Origin of the sequence: Enterococcus sp. FDAARGOS_375 (assembly GCF_002393265.1) — a bacterium.
GTDB lineage: Bacteria > Bacillota > Bacilli > Lactobacillales > Enterococcaceae > Enterococcus_D > Enterococcus_D innesii.
Genome location: NZ_CP023515.1, coordinates 751,813 through 772,000 on the forward strand (window position 1 = coordinate 751,813; position 20,188 = coordinate 772,000).

The 20,188-nt window shown below is 43.5% G+C and carries 20 protein-coding genes and 1 other annotated feature; of the genes, 7 read left to right on the top strand and 13 right to left on the bottom strand.

The window, feature by feature from the left end; translation table 11 throughout:
• The first annotated feature begins 215 nt into the window (after window positions 1-215).
• The 4 genes from CO692_RS04525 to CO692_RS04540 all read left to right on the top strand — a co-directional run bounded on the left by CO692_RS04525 (window position 216) and on the right by CO692_RS04540 (window position 3,160).
• The gene (locus tag CO692_RS04525; protein ID WP_005228279.1) at window positions 216-1,001 is read left to right on the top strand and encodes a DeoR/GlpR family DNA-binding transcription regulator; all 786 of its coding nucleotides are present in this window, start codon (window positions 216-218) and stop codon (window positions 999-1,001) included.
• A gap of 2 nt (window positions 1,002-1,003) precedes the next feature.
• Window positions 1,004-1,696 (top strand): HAD family hydrolase, encoded by a 693-nt coding sequence (locus CO692_RS04530; protein WP_096741669.1) that lies wholly within the window; start codon window positions 1,004-1,006, stop codon window positions 1,694-1,696.
• A gap of 299 nt (window positions 1,697-1,995) precedes the next feature.
• Window positions 1,996-2,481 carry an RNA polymerase sigma factor gene (locus tag CO692_RS04535; RefSeq protein WP_096741670.1) on the top strand — a complete coding sequence of 162 codons (486 nt, stop codon included), beginning with the start codon at window positions 1,996-1,998 and terminating at the stop codon, window positions 2,479-2,481.
• Window positions 2,471-3,160 (top strand): hypothetical protein, encoded by a 690-nt coding sequence (locus tag CO692_RS04540; protein ID WP_096741671.1) that lies wholly within the window; start codon window positions 2,471-2,473, stop codon window positions 3,158-3,160. The genes CO692_RS04535 and CO692_RS04540 overlap by 11 nt, the downstream gene beginning before the upstream one ends.
• A 56-nt stretch (window positions 3,161-3,216) precedes the next feature.
• Here the strand turns inward: CO692_RS04540 and CO692_RS04545 are convergent, their stop codons facing one another.
• From CO692_RS04545 to CO692_RS04580, 8 genes are all read right to left on the bottom strand, one after another.
• Complete coding sequence (locus CO692_RS04545) at window positions 3,217-3,924, bottom strand: zinc metallopeptidase (protein WP_016612795.1); 708 nt, start codon at window positions 3,922-3,924, stop codon at window positions 3,217-3,219.
• Between the two features lie 94 nt (window positions 3,925-4,018).
• Window positions 4,019-4,351, bottom strand: coding sequence for a zinc ribbon domain-containing protein YjdM (locus CO692_RS04550; protein ID WP_005228268.1), 333 nt, complete (start codon window positions 4,349-4,351; stop codon window positions 4,019-4,021).
• A 180-nt stretch (window positions 4,352-4,531) separates the two neighbouring features.
• Window positions 4,532-5,191, bottom strand: a complete 660-nt coding sequence (locus CO692_RS04555) for a methionine ABC transporter permease (RefSeq protein WP_081117871.1) — start codon at window positions 5,189-5,191, stop codon at window positions 4,532-4,534.
• A complete protein-coding gene (locus CO692_RS04560; RefSeq protein ID WP_096741673.1) occupies window positions 5,184-6,209 on the bottom strand; it encodes a methionine ABC transporter ATP-binding protein in 1,026 nt (341 codons plus the stop codon). Before CO692_RS04560 ends, CO692_RS04555 begins: the two co-directional genes overlap by 8 nt.
• Window positions 6,210-6,221: 12 nt before the next feature.
• Entirely contained in the window at window positions 6,222-7,076 is an 855-nt protein-coding gene (locus CO692_RS04565; RefSeq protein WP_086291712.1) for a MetQ/NlpA family ABC transporter substrate-binding protein, read from the bottom strand.
• Window positions 7,077-7,126: 50 nt separating this feature from the next.
• Window positions 7,127-7,361: a binding site (T-box leader), on the bottom strand.
• A gap of 93 nt (window positions 7,362-7,454) precedes the next feature.
• Window positions 7,455-8,288 carry a diaminopimelate epimerase gene (gene dapF, locus CO692_RS04570; protein ID WP_077452097.1) on the bottom strand — a complete coding sequence of 278 codons (834 nt, stop codon included), beginning with the start codon at window positions 8,286-8,288 and terminating at the stop codon, window positions 7,455-7,457.
• 23 nt (window positions 8,289-8,311) lie between these two features.
• The gene (gene lysA, locus CO692_RS04575; RefSeq protein WP_086291711.1) at window positions 8,312-9,628 is read right to left on the bottom strand and encodes a diaminopimelate decarboxylase; all 1,317 of its coding nucleotides are present in this window, start codon (window positions 9,626-9,628) and stop codon (window positions 8,312-8,314) included.
• A 4-nt stretch (window positions 9,629-9,632) separates the two neighbouring features.
• Window positions 9,633-10,802: a M20 metallopeptidase family protein gene (locus tag CO692_RS04580; RefSeq protein WP_096741674.1), complete on the bottom strand. Its 1,170-nt coding sequence runs from the start codon at window positions 10,800-10,802 to the stop codon at window positions 9,633-9,635.
• Between the two features lie 222 nt (window positions 10,803-11,024).
• Here CO692_RS04580 and dapA point away from each other — a divergent pair, with 222 nt between their 5' ends.
• The 3 genes from dapA to dapD are packed head-to-tail and all read left to right on the top strand — an operon-like array spanning window position 11,025 to window position 13,401.
• Window positions 11,025-11,906 (top strand): 4-hydroxy-tetrahydrodipicolinate synthase, encoded by an 882-nt coding sequence (gene dapA, locus CO692_RS04585; RefSeq protein ID WP_096741675.1) that lies wholly within the window; start codon window positions 11,025-11,027, stop codon window positions 11,904-11,906.
• Between the two features lie 13 nt (window positions 11,907-11,919).
• Window positions 11,920-12,675, top strand: coding sequence for a 4-hydroxy-tetrahydrodipicolinate reductase (gene dapB / locus CO692_RS04590; protein ID WP_005233953.1), 756 nt, complete (start codon window positions 11,920-11,922; stop codon window positions 12,673-12,675).
• A gap of 12 nt (window positions 12,676-12,687) precedes the next feature.
• The gene (gene dapD / locus CO692_RS04595) at window positions 12,688-13,401 is read left to right on the top strand and encodes a 2,3,4,5-tetrahydropyridine-2,6-dicarboxylate N-acetyltransferase (RefSeq protein ID WP_005233952.1); all 714 of its coding nucleotides are present in this window, start codon (window positions 12,688-12,690) and stop codon (window positions 13,399-13,401) included.
• Between the two features lie 139 nt (window positions 13,402-13,540).
• Here the strand turns inward: dapD and CO692_RS04600 are convergent, their stop codons facing one another.
• From CO692_RS04600 to CO692_RS04620, 5 genes are all read right to left on the bottom strand, one after another.
• Entirely contained in the window at window positions 13,541-14,494 is a 954-nt protein-coding gene (locus tag CO692_RS04600; RefSeq protein WP_096741676.1) for a DHH family phosphoesterase, read from the bottom strand.
• Between the two features lie 54 nt (window positions 14,495-14,548).
• On the bottom strand, window positions 14,549-15,880 hold the full coding sequence (locus CO692_RS04605; RefSeq protein WP_005228249.1) for a DRTGG domain-containing protein: 1,332 nt from the start codon (window positions 15,878-15,880) through the stop codon (window positions 14,549-14,551).
• Window positions 15,881-15,917: 37 nt separating this feature from the next.
• Window positions 15,918-16,601 (bottom strand): metal-dependent hydrolase, encoded by a 684-nt coding sequence (locus tag CO692_RS04610; RefSeq protein WP_096741677.1) that lies wholly within the window; start codon window positions 16,599-16,601, stop codon window positions 15,918-15,920.
• A gap of 199 nt (window positions 16,602-16,800) precedes the next feature.
• Complete coding sequence (locus CO692_RS04615; protein WP_096741678.1) at window positions 16,801-18,240, bottom strand: MFS transporter; 1,440 nt, start codon at window positions 18,238-18,240, stop codon at window positions 16,801-16,803.
• A 242-nt stretch (window positions 18,241-18,482) separates the two neighbouring features.
• Window positions 18,483-20,165 carry a ribonuclease J gene (locus CO692_RS04620; protein ID WP_010749981.1) on the bottom strand — a complete coding sequence of 561 codons (1,683 nt, stop codon included), beginning with the start codon at window positions 20,163-20,165 and terminating at the stop codon, window positions 18,483-18,485.
• Window positions 20,166-20,188: the final 23 nt, after the last annotated feature.

The following is a 20,188-nucleotide window of genomic DNA, read 5'->3' on the forward strand; positions in this document are numbered from 1 at the left end:
AATCAGTTTCCACACTTTCTAACTGATTGAATTGTAATCGTATCCAAAACATTTGTCAACAAAAACAAACATAAATAATCACAAAATTCGAAAAAAAATGATAAAACCCATTGAAATAAACATGTATCACGCAAATAATTGTTTGTTTTTGTTTGAAACAGATTGACTGTTATCCGATTATATGGTAGATTATCCTTAAATTAGAGGTGAAGACGATGCTGAAAAAAGAAAGATTGTTTACTATCGTAGAAATGGTCAATAAAAAAGGAATCCTTACCGTTAATGAAATCATCAATCAATTAGATGTTTCTGATATGACCGTTCGCAGAGATTTAGATGAATTAGAAAAATCGGGCAAGCTGCTACGTGTCCATGGAGGGGCGCAAAGTCTTTCCTACACTTTAGATCAAGAACTTTCTCACACCGAAAAAGCCACTTTGCAGATTCAAGAAAAAAAAGAAATTGCTGCCGCAGCAGCCTCCTTGATTCAAGAAGGTGAAACGATTTTCTTAGGGCCTGGTACAACAATCGAACTTTTGGCGACTCATTTACTCAACAAGAAAATCCGAATCATTACTAATAATTACCCAGTTTTTGATATTCTTGCGCAAGCAGATGGACCAGAAATTTTGCTAATTGGCGGTGATTTCCGTAAAAATACCGGTGCATTTGTTGGACCGATCACTAACGACAATTTAAGAAGATTAAAGTTTACGAAAGCATTTATCAGTTCAAACGGTGTACACAACGAAGCCATTTCTACTTATAGTACAGAAGAAGGAGAAGCACAACAGATCGCATTAAATAATTCCCGTAAGAAATATCTGCTCGTTGATAACAAAAAGTTCAACCGAGATGATTTTTATGTATTTTATAATTTGCATGACTTCGACCTACTCATTACGGATCGTCAAATATCACCTGAGCTGCAAGAGCACTATGCACAATATGTCGATCTGCAAATTGCTGATTCAACCGAAAATACCACTATAGGAGCGTAACTATGAAAGGGATTATTTTTGATTTCAACGGAACTATGTTTTTGGACTCTCATCTGCATGAAACTGCTTGGCTGCACATGATTCATGATCATACAAAAAATGGTTTATCAGATGAGGATATTTTAAAAAATATCCATGGTCGAACGAATACGGAGATTTTAAAACATTTCATTTCAGAACATTTGACCGCCTCTGAGATCGCCGTATTGTCAGAAGAAAAAGAAAGCTATTATCGTATGCTTTGCTTGCAAAATAAGAACGATCTCCAATTGACAAAGGGGCTTGAAGCGACTCTTGATCAGCTGACTGACCAGCAGATTCCATTAACGATTGCCACCGCTACTGTTAAAGAGAATGTTGCTTTTTATTTTGATACTTTCGATTTAGCTCGCTGGTTTGATTGGGATAAGATCGTCTATGACGATGGCTCTTTTCCTGGAAAACCGCAACCGGATATTTTTCTTAAAGCGGCTGGCAAATTGGGCTTAGCTCCTGCAGATTGTCTTGTTATCGAAGATGCTTATTCAGGTTTGCTTGCTGCCAAGCGTGCTGGGATTGGAACAATTATCGCAATTGATCCATTCGGTAAGAATAAATCAGTATTTGAACAGGCACAGCTAAATAAAGATGGAACCATCAAAGATTTTACTGATTTTTGGACAGAGTGCCTATCTGTCATATCCATTAATTCTTAAGCGATTCTATTAAAAACAACTGAGATGCATATCTCCTTTTATAAAAAACTGCAGTGAAATGACATGAAGACACGTGTCATTTCACTGCAGTTTTTTTCATTTTCGTTTAGTTCTTACTCATTCTGCTAAAAATTTCTAGATTTTCTCCAACCAATCATTGTCATTCTTTTTGTTCTTTGAGAAAATAAGCACAACTCAATCGATTAATTTAACATTTTATCGATTTTTTTCGATTTTTTCAGTTGAAAGATGTTCACTTTTTTTATTTTCAGTTGTTGTATTGTTAAGGAGGGAGAAAAATGCGTTTGAATGCTTACGAACATTATTTACTGAAGTTAACGAATGACTTGGTTCATTACCTGCAGTCCCTCGGCGCTTCTCAACAGGATGCCGAAGATATTGCTCAAGAAGCAGTTGTTAAAATCCTTGAAATCGATTCGGTCTTAACCGCAGAAGCGATTCGTCCGTGGTTGTTTCGTGTGGGGATCAATGGTTACTTTACGTTGTATAAACAAACAAAGCGACGGCGAGAAATCGTCAGGCAGTATTTGCCAGTGACTGCTTCTGGTATCAACTGGCAAGAAACTGATGATGATCTTTATGAGACACTTCAAGAATTACCCGTTTCTACCTCCACCCTTTTGATCATGAAGTACGCAGAAAATTTGAGTTTAAAAGAAATAAGCTTTTTACTGAATCGCCCGGAAGATAGCATCAAAACAGCATTATACCGAGGAAGAAAACAACTGAAAAAACGAATGGAGGAAAAGAATCATGACTATTAAAGATCAAGAATTTAAAAAAATCGTGAAAAAAGCTCGGCTAAAAAACACACATAGGACAATTGTTATTGCTGTACTGTCTTTGATAGTATTGATTGGTCTACCAGGGGGGCTTTATTTAAACTATTACAATTACGGTCCTTTTCGAGGAGAAAAAATAGCGGGTGTTCCAGATAATCATCTAGTTCAAGTCGAAAATCAAATGGATCTTTCCAGATTATTATTTGATTTTGGCTCACAGCTAAAATTTAATACCCAAGCTCGAGCGATGACGGTTTATTTTGATCACTATCAAAAAGGCGAGAAAACAACCCACAAGCTGATTGCTTCCTTAATGACAGATACCAAAAGCAATTATAACGGTTATTTAACAATTGGTATTTCTAAAGGGGAAAAAAAGCTGCTCGTAAACTTATCTTCCAATGGCGGAGCATCAGAAACAACTACAGATCTTACGGCATTTCAGTATATTTCTCTTGGAGAAGACAATGATCTTCCCGGGGGAGCAATCTACCACATTGAAGAAGATCACCTAGAAATCCAAAAAAATGTTGAGATTCCTTTGATTTATATTGCACAAGGTGGCGACCTAAAATTATATGATGTGATGGAAAATAACTTGTCCGAAGAAAATTTAAAAAGCGTTGAAAACGTCTATTACATTTACTTAATAGTAGAATAACGAAAAAAGACCAGTTCAGGATGCCTGAGCTGGTCTTTTTTCTGTCATACTGTCGATTAATTCCGACGGTTGTTATTACCGAATAAAATAATCAAACGTAAGAGCTGCAATAAGGTTGCTACGGCAGCTGCGACATAGGTCAACGCTGCGGCAAAGAGCACTCTTCTCGCTTGTGGCACTTCCTCTTCTGTTAACAAGCCACCATCTGCCAAAATACGGATCGCCCGTTTTGAGGCATCGAACTCGACTGGCAAGGTCACTAATTGGAAAATAAATGCCAATGAGAAAGCCAACAAACCTAAGTTGATCAGAAACGAGCCTCGTAACAGTACCCCGATCAAAATCAACGGGATCGAGATGCTAGTTCCGATATTGGCGATCGGCACGATCGCATGACGCAAACGCAAAGGAAAATAACCTTTGGCATCTTGGACTGCGTGACCACACTCATGGGCTGCAACACCGATTGCTGCTACCGAAGTTGATTGTGCGGTGGATTGTGATAAACTCAGCATTTTGTTGCCAGAATTGTAATTATCCGTCAAATCACCAGCGATCGCTTGCACACCAACATTATTGATTCCTTGGCTCTGCAAGATGTACTGCGCCGCTTTTGTGCCGGTAATATTATTTTTACTTCTGACTTTGTCATATTTGTTAAAGGTACTTTTGACGTACGCTGACGCTGCTAGCGATATCACCATACCGATAATTACGAGAATGAAAGTCGGGTCATAAAAAAAGCCGAACCCGTATCCGCCCATACCATACACGATAAAATTCCCCCTTTTAATCTTTGACCTTATTTTACCATTAAAGTGGTGAAAAAATTATGAAGATGACTGGAAGATTTTGTTTTTAACCTTTTTTTACAAATTCTGATTTTAGTTTCATCGCGCCGAAGCCATCGATCTTGCAATCAATGTTGTGGTCGCCTTCGACTAATTTGATGTTTTTCACTTTCGTTCCTTGTTTGATGGCGCCAGATGCGCCTTTGACTTTCAAGTCTTTGATGACTGTCACTGTATCACCATCTACTAAAATATTGCCATTGGCATCTTTGTATACGGGTGCTTCTTCCGCCGCTTGTTGCTCTTGCCATTCGTTTCCGCATTCAGGACAAACAAACAGCCCGCGATCTTCATAAGCGTATTCAGATTGGCAATTGGGACAGTTAGGAATTTGAGTCATAATGTTGCTCCTTTAAAATATAATTTTCGCTGTAAAAAACAACTCACCATCAGCATACCGAAAAACCACTAGTGGCGCAACCAAAAATCAGTGACCGATAAGCAAAAAAACGCTTCTGTAGAGTAATAACAGAAGCGATAATTCACGTGTATCCGAAAAGGAACTACACAGAATTCATTTTTATTTCGAGAAATAATTTGCACAAGCATCGCCGATCCACTGGATGAGTTGTACCAAAAGGATCAACAAGAGAATCACCACAATCAAAATCGCCGTTTCATAGCGATAATAACCATACTGAATCGCTAAATCGCCAATGCCGCCTGCGCCAATCGTTCCCACCATCGCCGAGTAGCCTAAAAGACTGATCAAAGTTAACACAAATCCGCGAATCAAGGCTGGCAAGCTTTCTGGTAAAATCACTTCGCGAATAATTTGCCCCGTCGATGCTCCGGAAGCGACACTAGCTTCAAGGACGCCATAGTCGATTTCGGCAAATGCGGATTCAGCGATTCGGGCGTAAAAAGGAATCGCGGCAATCGATAAAGCAATCGCACCACCCGCTGGGGTATAAGGATCACCGATCAGCATCGCTGATAACGGAATCAACGTAATCAATAAGATCAAAAATGGTAGCGAACGGATTGCATTGACGACAAAATCGGCCAGATGATGCAAGAAAACATTTTTATGAAAAAGTTTACTGCCGACTAAAAACAGGACTAATCCAATCAATAAGCCGAAAACTACTCCTATAATTGCTGAAGTTCCCACCATGAAGAATGTTTCCCATAGTGCTTGAGGCAGGTTTGTTTTTAAAATCTCAAGCGTATCAGCCATTTTCTTCACCTATCTTTCTTAGAGAAAAGACGTTCGCAGCTAGGTGTGCTCGGGCTTTTGCTGTTTCTTCGGCGGGTCCGGTCAAATAGATATACAAAATACCGATCACATCTTTTTTGATATACTCAATTTTTCCGTGGATAATATTGATCGACACATCATAGGCTTTGGCTACAGTCGAAATCAGCGGTTCTAACGTATACTCCCCTTGATAGCGCAATTCCAGCAAGTCGCCTTCCGTGAAGGATGCTAGAATCTCCTCGGGAAGCGTCAGATCCAAGTAGCGACCTACCAGTTTTTTCGTAATAGGCTGTTTAGGCTGACTGAACAAGCCGTAGGTCGTTTGTTCTTCAACGATCCGCCCCTTTTCCATAACTGCCACCCGATCAAAAAACTTTCGGGCAACATCCAATTCATGGGTGATAAAGACGATGGTGATGCCTGTCTGTTCCTTGATTCGGATCAATAATTTCAAAATTTCTTCAGTCGTTTCAACATCTAACGCACTTGTAGCTTCGTCACACAACAAAATCTCAGGTTCGTTGGCAATCGCTCGCGCAATACCGATCCGTTGCTTTTCTCCCCCAGACAAATTATTCGGATACTCGTGAATTTTGTGAGGCAGATCCACCATTTCCAACAGTTCCTTGATCCTCGCTTCTTGCTTTTCTTGCGGATAATGTCCAGCACGCAAAGCAAAGGCTAAATTTTCCTTGATGGTTCGATTATGGATCAGATTGAAATGCTGAAAGATCATCCCGATTTTTTGTCGTACTTCACGCAAGTGTTTGCCTTTAGCTTGCGTGATGTCTTGACCATCAATCAGAATTTGACCACTAGATGGCACCTGCAGTAGATTCAACGTACGAACCAAAGTACTTTTCCCGGCCCCGCTCAATCCGACGATCCCATATACTTCTCCAGCTTGAACGGAAAAATCAACGGAATCCACTGCTTTTTTGATTTCTTTTTTATGAGTGAAGGCCACTGATACTTGTTTCACTTCTATTTTTGCCATAGGATCCCCTTCTTACTCAGTCCAAAATTTCGGTTGATCAAAGTTGCTGAACGGTGATTCGGCAATCGCTTCTTTAAATGCGTCACTTTCTAATACTTCCGTAACTGCCTTAGCAAAATCACTGTCTTCTTCTTCGGAGGACACCACAAAGACATTTTTATATTCTTCTTTCAATGACTCCAACGCCAAAGCATCTGCAGGATCAAGAGAAGCCGCCCAAGCGAAGTTTCCTGGTACTAAAGCTAAATCGACGGTATCTAACGAACGAGCCAATTGAGCTGCGTCTAATTCTTTAAAAGTCAGATTCTTCGGATTTTCTTCGATGTCATTCACTGTTGCTTTCGTTTCGTCGATATTGTCTGCGATGGTGATCAACTCATTGGCAGCTAACAGTTGCAAGGTCCGAGCTAAATTTGAGGCATCATTGGCAATCGAAACAGTCGCCCCGTCTGCTAACTCATCCAAGCCGGACAGTTGCTTCGAATAGATGCCCATTCCCAGTGTGGGCACTTTTTGTAATGCCGTAAGGGATAACTGGTTATCTGCCGAAAATTTTTCTAGATAAGCCGTATGTTGAAACAAATTGGCATCGATTTGGCCATTCGCCAAGGCATTGTTCGGCTGAATATAATCATTAAACACTTTGGTCGTGAGTTGATACCCTTTTTCTTCCAGTAATGGAGAGATCACCTCTGTCACCATGTCCCCGTATGGTCCCGGCGCTACTCCAACGACTTTTTCTTCCACTGCATTTACACTGTTTTCACCAGACTGCGTATCCTCTGTGCTGCTAGTATTGCCACAAGCTGCCAATGTAATTAAGACAGCAGCAACTAATCCAACGATTCCCTTTTTCAACTGTTTCATTTCTTTGTTCCCCCTTTTTATAATAAAAAAACGTCCTTTCTCCATCATAGAGAAAGGACGAAACAACCTTGTTCGTGGTACCACCTTTAATTTATTGGCTGAACCAGCCAACCTTATCAGTTTATTAACTGCTTTGCTGTATCGGGCAATCCCGCTGCACGCTTGCTTTTGCTCACGTCCAAACGCTCCAAGTCCATCTTCAGTCAAACGGCTGTGCTCTTTCTCACCAATCCGAGCTCTCTGATCCAATCGAAACTGACTTACTCTTCTTATCATCGCGTGTTTTTTAATTTGTGTTTAACTATACGATAGCCTCAAATGAATGTCAATTCTTTTTTTCACGAAAATATCATCTTTTTGCAATAATTTTCACAGTGTTTACAGAGCCAAATTCTCATCTAGAATCAAGCCTTCAGAGACCATAACCGCATCGCCGATCAATTCTAATGCGCCCTGATCGACATCAACTTCGACCGTTAACTCGCCACCTAACACGTGCAGCAAGACATTCGCTGCCGCTTGCTGGTGACGTTTGGTCACGACATACGCAGTGGCACCAGATCCTGTGCCGCACGCATAGGTAAAACCTTCTACCCCTCGTTCATATGTGCGAACGATCAGCTCACCCTTCTCGTCTTCTTCATAGAAATTGACATTGGCCCCTTTGGGGAAAACCTCCCAATAGCGTATCTCTTTGGCAAGTTCAGCCAGCTGTTCCAACTCAGTTTCTGCCAGACCAGGATAGTGAACCACCGCATGAGGGATTCCTGGATCACCCAGTTCCACATAGTCCACGAAAGAAACCGTTGGATTCGGGTACGCTTGATCAAATGTAGTCACGGTCGGTGGATTCAAGGTTACTTTGTAGTGTTTTGCCGACAAGCGCCATGCAGGGACATCGCCAGCAACTGTTTCGATGGTCATCTGCTCGCCAGCAATTCCCTTCTCAAAGGCATAACGGGCAATACAGCGAGCGCCGTTGCCGCACATTTCTGCTTCCGTCCCATCAGCATTGTAAAACCGCATCCGAAAATCAGCGGTTCCTGTGGGGAAATCCACTGCCATGACTGCATCCGCGCCGACAGAAAATTTCCGATGGCAAACTTGAGCAGCAAATTGCGACAGTTGTTCACGGGAGAATTTCAATGTGCGGTTATCGATTACGATAAAATCATTTCCTGCACCTTGCATTTTTGTATAAGGAATCGTCATGTTGTCACCTGCTTTTCAAAATTTTACTTGCTGGAAGTTCCCTCTTTTAGAAACGAAGGAACCACTTCATTTTGCAGCATTTGCTCGTAGGACTGGCGTTTAACGGCTAATTCCGCTTGGCCGTTTTCTACAAAAACGACTGCGGGTATCTGTAAATTATTGTAGCTGCTGGCCATCGAATAGCCGTAAGCTCCTGTTGCGAACGTAGCAAACAGATCCCCAGTTTCAACGGGCGGTAATGCAAGATCTTTTACTAAGATGTCTGTGCTCTCACAAGCTTTACCAGAAATGGTGATCTTCTGTGTCGCTGCTTCGGAAGCGCGGTTGGCTAAGATCCCAGTATAAGTTGCTTGATAAAGACCAGGACGAATATTGTCTGTCATGCCACCGTCAATGCTGGCGTATGTTCTGATTCCCGGCAATGTCTTGATACTGCCGATGGTGTGCAAACTAATGCCTGCTTCTGCGACGATACTGCGCCCAGGTTCAATAACGATGGTCGGACGTTCGCTCTGGTGCTGCGCATAAAAGGCGTCGATTTTTTCCATCACAGGATCTAAAAAGTAGCTGTAGGGTTGGCGAATATCTGCATCTGTGTATCGAACGCCAAAGCCGCCGCCAACATTTAGTTCTTTGATCCAATAATCAAAACGTTCATGAATAGTTTGGACAAGGGCCAAAGCCGCATCAACTGCCGCTAGATGTGAGCGATTGTCCGACAATTGACTGCCGACATGAAAATGCAGGCCATAGAAATCCAATTCAGGTGCTTGAATCACTTCTTCCACTAACGGAAATAAGATTTCTTCATCTAAAGGAATCCCGAATTTTGAATCTTTTTGTCCGGTCGAGATAAATTGATGGGTGCTGACCGAAACCTCGGGTGTGATGCGCAACAAAATTTTAGCAACGACTTGCTTTTCTTGACATAACGCGCGGATCAAGCCGACTTCTTGAATGCCATCAACGATGATCCGTCCTACGCCATAATCAAGGGCGGCTGCTAATTCTTCAATGGATTTGTTATTGCCGTTAAACTCGATGTGTTCTGCTGGAAAATCAGCTTGGATCGCTGTATACAGCTCTCCACCGCTAACCACGTCTAATGAAAGTCCTTCTGACTTGATCACTTGCAGCATCGCTGTGGTACAGAAAGCTTTAGCGGCATATGCTGCCCGTGTCTTGCTGTAGCGCGTCAAAAACTGCGCCTGAATCTTTTGGCATTCTTCGCGAATCTCCGAAACGGAATACACGTAAAGGGGAGTTCCAAAGGTTTTTGCCAGCTCAACGGTATCGCAACCGTCAATGTATAAGTGATTGTTCTTGATTTCTTTTGCCATCGCTTTACTCCTTGTCTGTCGGCTCGTTCAACGCCTCGATCAAACGAACGTAGCATTCGATGCCTTGCAATAGATTTTTTTCGTCAAAATTCATTTTGCTGCTGTGTAAAGGGTGGACATAACCTTTTTCTTCATTTCGGGTACCGACAAAGAAAAAGACGCCGGGGATTTCCTTTTGGTACATCGAAAAATCCTCTGCCAACATATATGGCGGTGTTTCTCGGTAGCTCTCTCCGACCACTTTTTCCAATACTTCCACCATCTCAGGATCATTGTCCACGACACGATAAAGATGCTCGAATTCGACATCCGCCGTGCAATCATATCCTTTGGCGATTTCTTGTGCGACAGTGGTGATTCTGCGTGTCATCGTTTCATAGACTTCATCTTCAAACGCCCGCATCGTTCCTTTTAAAACGACCTTGCCGGGAATGATATTTTCCGCATCTCCCCCATGGATCTTCCCAAAAGTGATGACCCCAGCAGAAAGCGGGCTGATATTGCGTGAAATGATCGAATGCAATCCTTGAATGATCGCAGCCGCAGCTAAAATGGCATCATGTCCTTGATGAGGCTGGGCACCATGGGCACTCGTGCCGTTGATCGTTAGATTGATCTCGCCGTTACGGGCCATCATCGGACCTTTCCGACTCGCAATGACTCCTTCGGGAAAGTCTGGGAAGACATGTAGCCCCACGATTTTTTCCACGCCAAAATCTCGTAAGATGCCTTCATCGATCATCAATTGAGCGCCACCGGGGCTTTCCTCGGCTGGTTGGAAAATCAAAACGATCGTTCCACGAATCACTTCAGGATGCGTCGCTAAGTATTTGGCAAACCCTAGCATCGTTGCCATATGGCCGTCATGACCGCAGGCATGCATTTTCCCTTCATGTTTGGAAACAAAAGAAACACCGGTCTCTTCTTTGATCGGTAGTGCATCGATATCCGTTCGAAAGGCCAGTGTCTTTCCTGGGCGATCGCTGCGAAAGACCGCAATCAAGCCGGTTTCAATCACTGGATAGATTTCTTTGATTCCAAAGGATTGCAGCTGACGCAGCAAGTATTCCTTTGTTTTGTACTCAGTTAACCCTAATTCAGGGATTGTATGTAATTCACGACGAAAACGAACCACGTCTTCGGTTAATTCTTTGACTGCTTGCGATACTTGCATGTTAAAACACCTTTCTATTCATTCCTTTTAAAAATATCCATAAAAACCAGCGAATATTCAGTTTTTCATTGATATTGTTTAATATTATAGTATATAATTCGAATAATCTATAGTATAAATTGTCGAAATGTTTCGATTTTTATTGAAAATTTTACCCCTCGTTTTGGTACACTTATACGTAGAGTAACGAAAAATAAATTGGTTGAAAGGATGTGTCGTAGTTTGACAATATTCAAAGGTTCTGGCGTTGCGTTGATCACCCCTATGCTTCAAGATGGTTCGGTGGATTTCGATAAGCTGAAGGAGTTAGCGGAGTGGCATGTGCAGCAAGGAACGAATGCAATCATTGCATGCGGTACGACCGGTGAAGCATCCACGTTAGACGATGAAGAACATATCGCGGTGATCGAAGCGGTGGTAAAACAAGTTGCTGGTCGAATCCCCGTCATCGGCGGAACAGGCTCCAACAACACCCAACATGGGATCCATCTTTCAAAAGAAGCACAACGCGTTGGTGCTGACGCATTATTGGTTGTAACACCTTACTACAACAAAGCGACCAAGAAAAGTTTAGTCGCTCACTATGAAGCAATCTCTCAAAGCGTTGAGCTGCCAGTGATCTTATACTCCGTCAGCTCAAGAACCGGCTTAAATTTAACACCTGAAGCCGTGGCAGAACTAAAAAAAATACCTAATATCAAAGGCATCAAAGAGGCCAGCGGTGACATTTCGCAAATCGCAGAAATCGCTCGTCTTGCGGATGATGACTTTGCGATCTATTCAGGAAATGACGATCAAGTAACCCCAATTCTAGCTTTAGGTGGCTCTGGCGTGATTTCAACGATCGGCAATATTGCACCGAAACAAACGGCACAACTCGTTGCTGATTTCTTAAATGGTGATGTAAAAGCAGCCATTAAAGAGCAATTGCGACAAAAACCGTTGATCGATGCGATTTTCAGTGAAGTAAATCCTGTGCCGATCAAAGCAGCGGTCTCCTTGCTAGGCAAATGCGAATTGCATTATCGTTTGCCTTTGGGTGTCCCAGAAGATGCGACTCTCGTTCATTTAGAAGAAGAAATGACCAATTACGGATTGCTGTAAGGAGGAGTTTTTGGTGAAACAGATTTTATTAAGCGGTGCAAACGGTCGCATGGGCAAAGTGTTGCAAAGCCTGATCGCAAAGCACCCTCAGTTAGAAGTGGCCGCCGGCTTGGATCGTACCGAGCAATTAGATGGTCCTTTTCCAATCTATGATCGTCCAGAAAAAATCACGCAGCCAATCGATTTGGTGATTGATTTTTCTCATTATAGCAATGTGCCTGCCTTGTTGAACTATTGTGTCGAACAACAGCTGCCAATCGTGGTTGCTACAACTGGTTTGACGGAAGACACGCAGATGATGCTGCCGTTAGCTGCTAAAGTGATTCCGGTTTTCTATTCTGCCAATATGTCGTTGGGGATCAATGTACTGATCAAAGCACTGCAAAGTATCACCCCCGCATTAGAAGCTGACTTTGACATTGAGATCATCGAAAAGCATCATAATCAAAAACTTGATGCACCAAGCGGTACAGCTTTGCTGTTGGCAGATAGTATCAATGACAGCTGCGAAACAAAAAAAGAGTATCTCTACGGGCGTGAAGGCAGTGATCTAGTAAATGACCGCAAGCAGATGGGCATCCATGCCGTTCGCGGCGGAACGATCCCTGGGGAACACATTGTCATCTATGCTGGGCAGGATGAAATCATTGAATTAAAACACACTGCGCTCTCCCGCGAAATCTTCGCCAATGGTGCGCTAAAAGCAGCGGAATTTTTAGCCGATCAACCAGCCGGTTTTTATTCCATGCAAAATCTAATCGACAAGTAAAGGTGGTCTCTCATGACAGAATTACAATTTTCCGATCCTTATCAATTAGCAAAATATATCAAAGAAGCAAATAAACAAACACCTGTAAAAGTCTATATCAATGGAGATCTTGGCGACGTCCAAGCAGATGGCATCCAATTGTTTGGTAACGGCACCTTCTATTTCGTGGTTGGTGACAGTCAAAAAGTAGCTGAGTTTTTAACCGCGCACCAAGACAAAATCACCGATCACTATCTGGAAAATGATCGCCGCAACTCAGCGATCCCTTTGTTGGACTTGACGAAAGTCGATGCCCGTATCGAACCAGGTGCCTTTATCCGCGACCAAGCCATCATTGAAAAAAATGCCGTTATCATGATGGGGGCAGTGATCAACATTGGTGCCGTCGTTGGTGAAGAAACCATGATCGACATGGGTGCGATTTTAGGCGCCCGGGCAACCGTTGGGAAAAAAGCCCATATTGGTGCTGGTGCTGTCTTGGCTGGCGTTCTTGAGCCACCTTCAGCAAGCCCAGTCATCATAGAAGACAATGTTTTGATCGGTGCAAATGCCGTCGTCCTTGAAGGTGTCCGTGTTGGCGAAGGTGCAGTCGTCGCTGCTGGTTCTGTGGTGACTGAAGATGTCCCTGCTGGAGCAGTCGTTGCTGGCTCACCAGCCAAAGTCATCAAAATGAAAGACGAGAAAACGAAAAGCAAAACCGAATTTTTAGATGATCTACGGGGTTAAGCCGTGCTTTTCTCAAATATAAGCAAAAAACGCAGTGCCGGTTCAGTGATGAGCCTGCGCTGCGTTTTGTCTAAAAAAGGGCGTGCCGAAAGCTTTTGACACGCCCTTTTTCTATTGGCAAATGTGCTTGTAAAAGTGTTTATTCTGCTTGAAATTCTTTGATCGCTGCTTGGATCTCTTGATAGATCACTGCAACTTCTTCAAGGTCTTTTGCATTTGCTCCACTGGCAAGGGGATGTCCGCCGCCATGATGACGTTTGGCGATCTCATTGATCACTGGACCTTTCGAACGCATCCGCACCCGATAATAGCCTTCTGGTTGTTCGACAAAGATCGCCCAAGCCAGCACCTCATCGATTTTCCCTGGTAAGGAAACGACTGCTGAGGTTTCCGAATCCACTACGCCAAAACGCTGCTGCAATTCTTGTGATAGGATCACTTTGCCAGCACCAATCTCATCGATTTCGATGTTTTCGTAGACATACCCTGAAAGGCGGGCAACACTGCGAGAGACTTGATCCAATTGCCGATTGATCTTCGCTGCATCAAAGCCGTAATCCAATAGTTCAGCCGCTAAGCGCAGGGTTGTCGCTGTCGTTGCCGGATATAAAAACCGTCCAGTATCACCAACAATGCCCGCATACAGTAGACGAGCCGCTTCTTGCGTCATCGTCAGCTCGTTTTGAAACATTTGCCAAAACGAAACGATCATCTCACTACAGCTGCTGGCATTCGTATTGACCCAGACCAGCTCTCCGTAAGGCTCATCATTAGGGTGATGATCGATTTTGATCAATTTCGCCCCTTGATCATAGCGTTGGTCACTGACCCGTGGTGCATTGGCCGTATCTGTAACGATCACTAGTGCCCCTTTATACAAATCATCAGGGATCGTCTGCATCAGCGCCAAGTAATCCAATCCTTCAACGGGTCCGCCGACTTGATAGATTTCTTTTTCGGGAAAACTAGCTCGTAAAATTTCTGCCAAACCCACTTGTGATCCTAATGCATCTGGATCAGGGCGTTGGTGCCGATGGATAATGATTCGGTCGAATGCTTTGATTGTTGCGAGTATTTCTTCTTGTACCTTCATGAATGGTCTCAACTTTCTCTCTAAAAATTTTCCATAAGTGCCGTTTTCGATGATTTATGGGCGTTCCATTACTTGGCATACCACGATCGCTTTTGCCACTAAGGAATTTTCGATCGATACTTCGATATCGATTTTCGCCGAACGTCGCCCCAGTTCTAGAATCTTCGGTTGAATGATGATCTCGCTTTCTAATTGGATCAAACGGAAGTAATGCAGATTGACTTGCTCGATCCAACTATTGCGCCGTTGATTCAACTGCATGGTACGTTTTGCCGTATTAGCGATCACTTCACTCAAGACACCAAAAGAGATCGTTCCGACTTCATTGACCATTTGAGGCGTCACCGCAAAGCTGAAATGTGGCTGCGGCAATTTGTTCCCTTCAAAATCTTGTTCGATGACTTGCATCTGTCCCGAGATTTGGTCTGAAATCGTATCTGAAATTTGTGTTTGTCGTTGGACCATCTGCATCGCTTTCATGATGTCTTGGCGTGTAACGATCCCAATCAAAGAAAGGTCATCTGCTACGACGGGCATCACTTCTAAGCCATCCCAAATCATCTGATGGCTGGCAGAGGCCACACTCATCTCTTTTTTTACGACCCGTGGTTCCCGGGTCATGATTCGTTCGATGATCTGCGTGTCAGGCTTTTCTAGGACATCTTTGGCTGTGATGATCCCAACGACCCGCATATTCTTGTTGACGACTGGATAGCGGGAGTGGTTGGTAGACTCCGAAAGCAGTTTGTAATCCTTGACCGTATCAAAGGTGTGCAGATACTTGGTTTTTTCCAATGGCATATAAATGTCACTCACCAGCATAATGTCCTTTTTGATCAGCTGGTCGCTTAAGGCACGGTTGATCATCGTTGCCACGGTAAAGGTGTCATAGGTCGTTTGTAAAATCGGCAATTCCAATTCGTCTGCTAAACGACAGATTTCCTCTGAGGTTTCAAAGCCCCCCGTGATCAAGACGGCTGCGCCATCCTCCAGTGCCAACTTGTGGACTTCGTTACGGTTTCCGACGATCACTAAAGAACCAGGCGTGATATAGCGTTCCATTGCTGATTCTTTCATGGCGCCGATAACAAATTTGTTCAAGTCTTTGTCCAAACCGGCAGCGCCGCCCAAAACATCACCTTCAATGATTTGGACGACTTCGCCGAAAGTTAGTTTTTCAATGTGTTTCTTTAGTTTCCGTTCAATCCGGATGGTTCCCACACGTTGGATCGTTGAAACCAAGCCGATATTTTCCGCATCTTTGATTGCCCGATAGGCTGTTCCTTCACTGACATTCAAGTCTTTTGCGATTCCCCGCACCGAGATGCGATCGCCTACAGGCAGATTCTCGATATGCGCTAAAATCAAGTCGTGTTTTGTCGCCATAATTATCCCCTATTCCTACTACGAATCTTCCTGTTGCTTAAACTTCTAATGTCTCACCGACTGCAAGGATCTGGCCCACACCTGCCGGCAATAAATTCACGAAGGTTTGCGGATCTTGCTTGATCATTCGAAACGTATTGTAATGGATCGGTACCACTTTGCTCGCGTTTAAAAGCGCCGCTGCTGTTGCGGCATCTTGAACGCCCATCGTAAAATTATCCCCGATCGGTAAAAATGCCACATCGATGTCGAAACGTTCACCGATCATCGCCATATCGCTAAAGAGTGCAGTATCGCCAGCGTGGTAGATGGTTTTGCCTTCTGCTTCTAAAATGATTCCAACAGGATTGCCCATATAGATCATCGTGCCGTCTTCTTCAAGACCAGAGCTGTGTTTCGCTTCCACCATTGAGATTTTGCCAAACGGAAACTCAAAAGAGCCTCCCATATTCATGCCATGCGTCTCAGCAACGCCTTTGCGGGCTGCATAGCGGCAAATTTCAACGACACTGATCACTGGTGCTTCGTTTCTTTTGGCGATCGGCACCATATCCCCAATATGATCACTATGACCATGCGTGATCAAAAGCCAATCGGTTTCTACTGTCTCTGCATCCAAATCAGTCAGAGCATTTCCAGTAATAAAAGGGTCAAACAACAATTTTTGGCCATCCGCTAATTGGATAGCAAGCACTGAGTGTCCGTGATACGTGAGTTTCATACAACATTCCCCTTTCCATCTAAGTAATACAGTCTAATATTTTTCATTATAACAGATAACGCCAGAAATCCAAAAGCACAAATTCTGGCAACTTTAATACATCCGTCCTTTTTCTGGTTCTTGTCAAGAAAAATGAAAAAAACTGTTCTACCCTCTCTGAATAAGGAATAGAACAGTTTGACCTGATGACTTCAAGCAATCATAGCGTTTTCTTACGTCCGCCTTGTTTATAGATGCGCCAGACTGTTAAGAATAACGCCGTGATACAAAGAAGGAACGCCCCAAAGAAGGTGATTTTCATGCCATAGGCAAAAATATCTGCCCGACCTGCGATATAGGTCGTCACATGCTTCCCGTAGGCTTGACTCATTGCGGCATAAAGAATCGTCGTTGCTAAGGATATCCCTAAGACCATGCCCAAATTGCGGGCAAAGGAATTTAGACTACCTGCCACCCCAAGGTTTTCTTTGGTGACACTGCTCATCACCATCGTATTGTTGGGGGATTGGAACAACGAATTGCCTAACCCCATGATTGCAGTGGCAACGATATAATACCAAATCGGCGTATGCTGATTCATAAACATATACATCAGCTGAGTGATGGATAGTAACGCTAAGCCAGCTAAGACCAAAATCTCCGGTCCTACGCGGTCCGTCAAATACCCGCTAAGTGGTGAACCAATGACCATCATCAAAGGAAAGACCATCATCAGCATTCCTGCCACGCTCGGCGTTAAGCCTCGGGCACTTTGCAAGTAAAAGGGAATCACGACATTGACAAAAAAGTTTGCAGAAAAGATCAGCAACGCCGTAATCAGACTCATGGTGAAAATTTTATTACGAAAGATCCCAAAGGTAATCAACGGTTTGCTCACACGCGCTTCTACTCGCAAAAAGACGATGAATGCCACTAAGGCGATCCCCACCAACAGTAGCGGCAGCCACGTTAGAAAGCCACGCTCTTGTCCAAGAAAAATGCCGCCGAAGAAGCTAATAATTGCAATTGAAAACAGCACAAACCCGGTTTTATCGATGGAATCATGACTCATGGTGATATCTTTTGGCAACACCTTTTCTCCAGCAATCATCGTCAGAATACCGACAGGAACATTGATCCAAAAAATAAACGGCCAAGAAAAATGCGCCAAAATCACTCCGCCTAATCCAGGACCGACGATGGAGCCTAACGAAACAAAGGCACCGATCATCCCTAAGGCGCGTCCTCGTTCACTCATAGGAAAGACTTCAGTAATAATTCCGGTATTCGTCGCCATTGTCATGCTAGCACCGATCGCTTGCACCACTCGGGCAAATAGCAGAAATGCTAAGGAGTGATTAAACCCGCATAACAGCGAACCGATAATAAAGATCAGCATCCCCAAGCGGAATACTTTGATTTTGCCCCAACTGTCCCCTACCTTACCGAATAATAAAAGGCAGGCACAAACGATCATCAAGTAGACGGATACGACCCATTCCGCTTGATTCATAGGTACACCCATATCTGCTGAGATCGTCGGCAATGCGATATTTACGATACTCCCATCCAATGTTGACATAAAGGTAAACATCGAAACAGCAATGAGAATCCACCACTTTCTCTGTTGTACTACGGGATTTTCTTGATAACTATTCACAAATCGACCATCCTCTCTTTGCTTGTTTTGTTCCTCTAGTCTTAGGGGGACAACTTTGTATTATTGATCGAAATCCATTCGCCGTCAATCCTTATCTGCTCATCACGACCAAAATAAAGGTCATTTTGTAAAAAAACCGCCGCTTGTTTTCTTGCACAAAAAAAGACAAAAGCTTCGGTGAAAAGAAATCGGCCGTCAAACGGCTATTCTTTCACCTGCTTTTGTCAGTAGGTCAAAACGAATTATTTACGGTTGCGATTTCTTTGGCTTGATTCCATGATGACCGGCAAGATGACGGGACGGCGTTTGGTTTGTTCAAACAAGAAACGACTCAAACGATCACGGATATCTTGTTTCAATTTGCTCCATTCAAACTCTTCATCATGAAGGTGTTTTTCTACGATTTCTTCTACGATCTCGCCACTTTCACGAATCAGGTCACGGCTGGCTTTCACGTAGACAAACCCGCGAGAAGTGATTTGAGGGGCAGAAATAATTTTCTTTTCACGACGATTGATCGTCACTACCGCAACGAAGATTCCGTCTTCAGATAAGACTTTGCGGTCTCGCAGGACGATATTCCCAATGTCACCGACACCGATCCCATCGATCATGACGTTTTCAGCTGGAACCGCACCTGCGGCAAGCATTTCGCCTTTTTTGTATTCTAACACATCTCCACGTGCAGTAATGAAGATATTTTTCATCGGAATCCCGACTTCTTGCGCCAAGTCCACATGGGCGGCTAATTGGCGGTACTCGCCTTGAATAGGGATAAAGTACTTCGGCTTCATCATATTCAACATCAGCTGCAGATCATTCGGGTTGGCATGACCAGAAACACGGAAATTATCCGAGATCTGTTTTACGGTACCGCCAGCGCGATAGATGATATCTTCCGTTTTCGCAACCACCGTTTCCATTGCCGTTGTCGGCGTCGTTGTGATGTAAACAAGATCTCCTTCTTTGATGCGCAGCGTCCGGTGAGAGCCGTTGGCCATTTTTTGCAACGCTTTGATTGGTTCCCCCATGCGACCTGTTTCTAAAATCAACAACTGTTCGTCTGAGTATTTTTTCATTTCTTTTTGGGTGATTAGCAAGTCTTCGGCAGGTAATTTTAATTTCCCTAACTTCATGGCCGTTTTGATGATCCGACCAAAATCTTGCCCGGTCAAAACGACTTTGCGATCAGAACGAAATGCCGCATCTAGTACTTGTTGCACCCGTTGTAAATTGCTAGCAACGCTAGCGACGATGATCCGACCTTCCCAGTAACGGATATTGTCATAAACTTCATCTTGGATCGTCAATTCAGAAGCAATCGGCGTTGGATTTTCGGCATTTGAGGACGTACTTAGCAATGCTAAGACTCCTTCTTTTCCAATTTCCGCTAAGCGGCCAAAATCGGTTTGATACATAGGGATCGCTGTTTGGTCAAACTTGAAATCTCCTGTATAAACGATATTGCCAGCTTCTGTTTTTACGCTGATTCCAACAGAATCAGGGATAGAGTGGGTCGTACGGAAAAAGCTGATGGTCGCATGGCCAAAGTCGATCTCCGAATGTTCATCGATCACATGAAAATCTTTGAAGCGCTTGGTAGCTTCATTTTTATTCACGGTCAATTTTGCTAGTTCGATCGTTAACTCGGTCCCAAAGACCGGTACTTGGATATTCTCCAAGAAATAAGGCAATGCACCAATCGCATCTGCATGCCCGTGGGTCAAGAAGACACCAGCCACACGGTCGGCATTTTCTTCTAAATATGTGAAGTCTGGAATCACTGTATCGATCCCTAATAATTCATTTTCTGGATAACGGACACCGCAATCCAGCACAAATATATCCTCGCCAACTTCAGCAATGTACATGTTCTTTCCGTTTTCGCGTACACCGCCAAGAGGAATGATTTTTATCGTTTCCACTTTTATTCACCTCTTAATTTTTT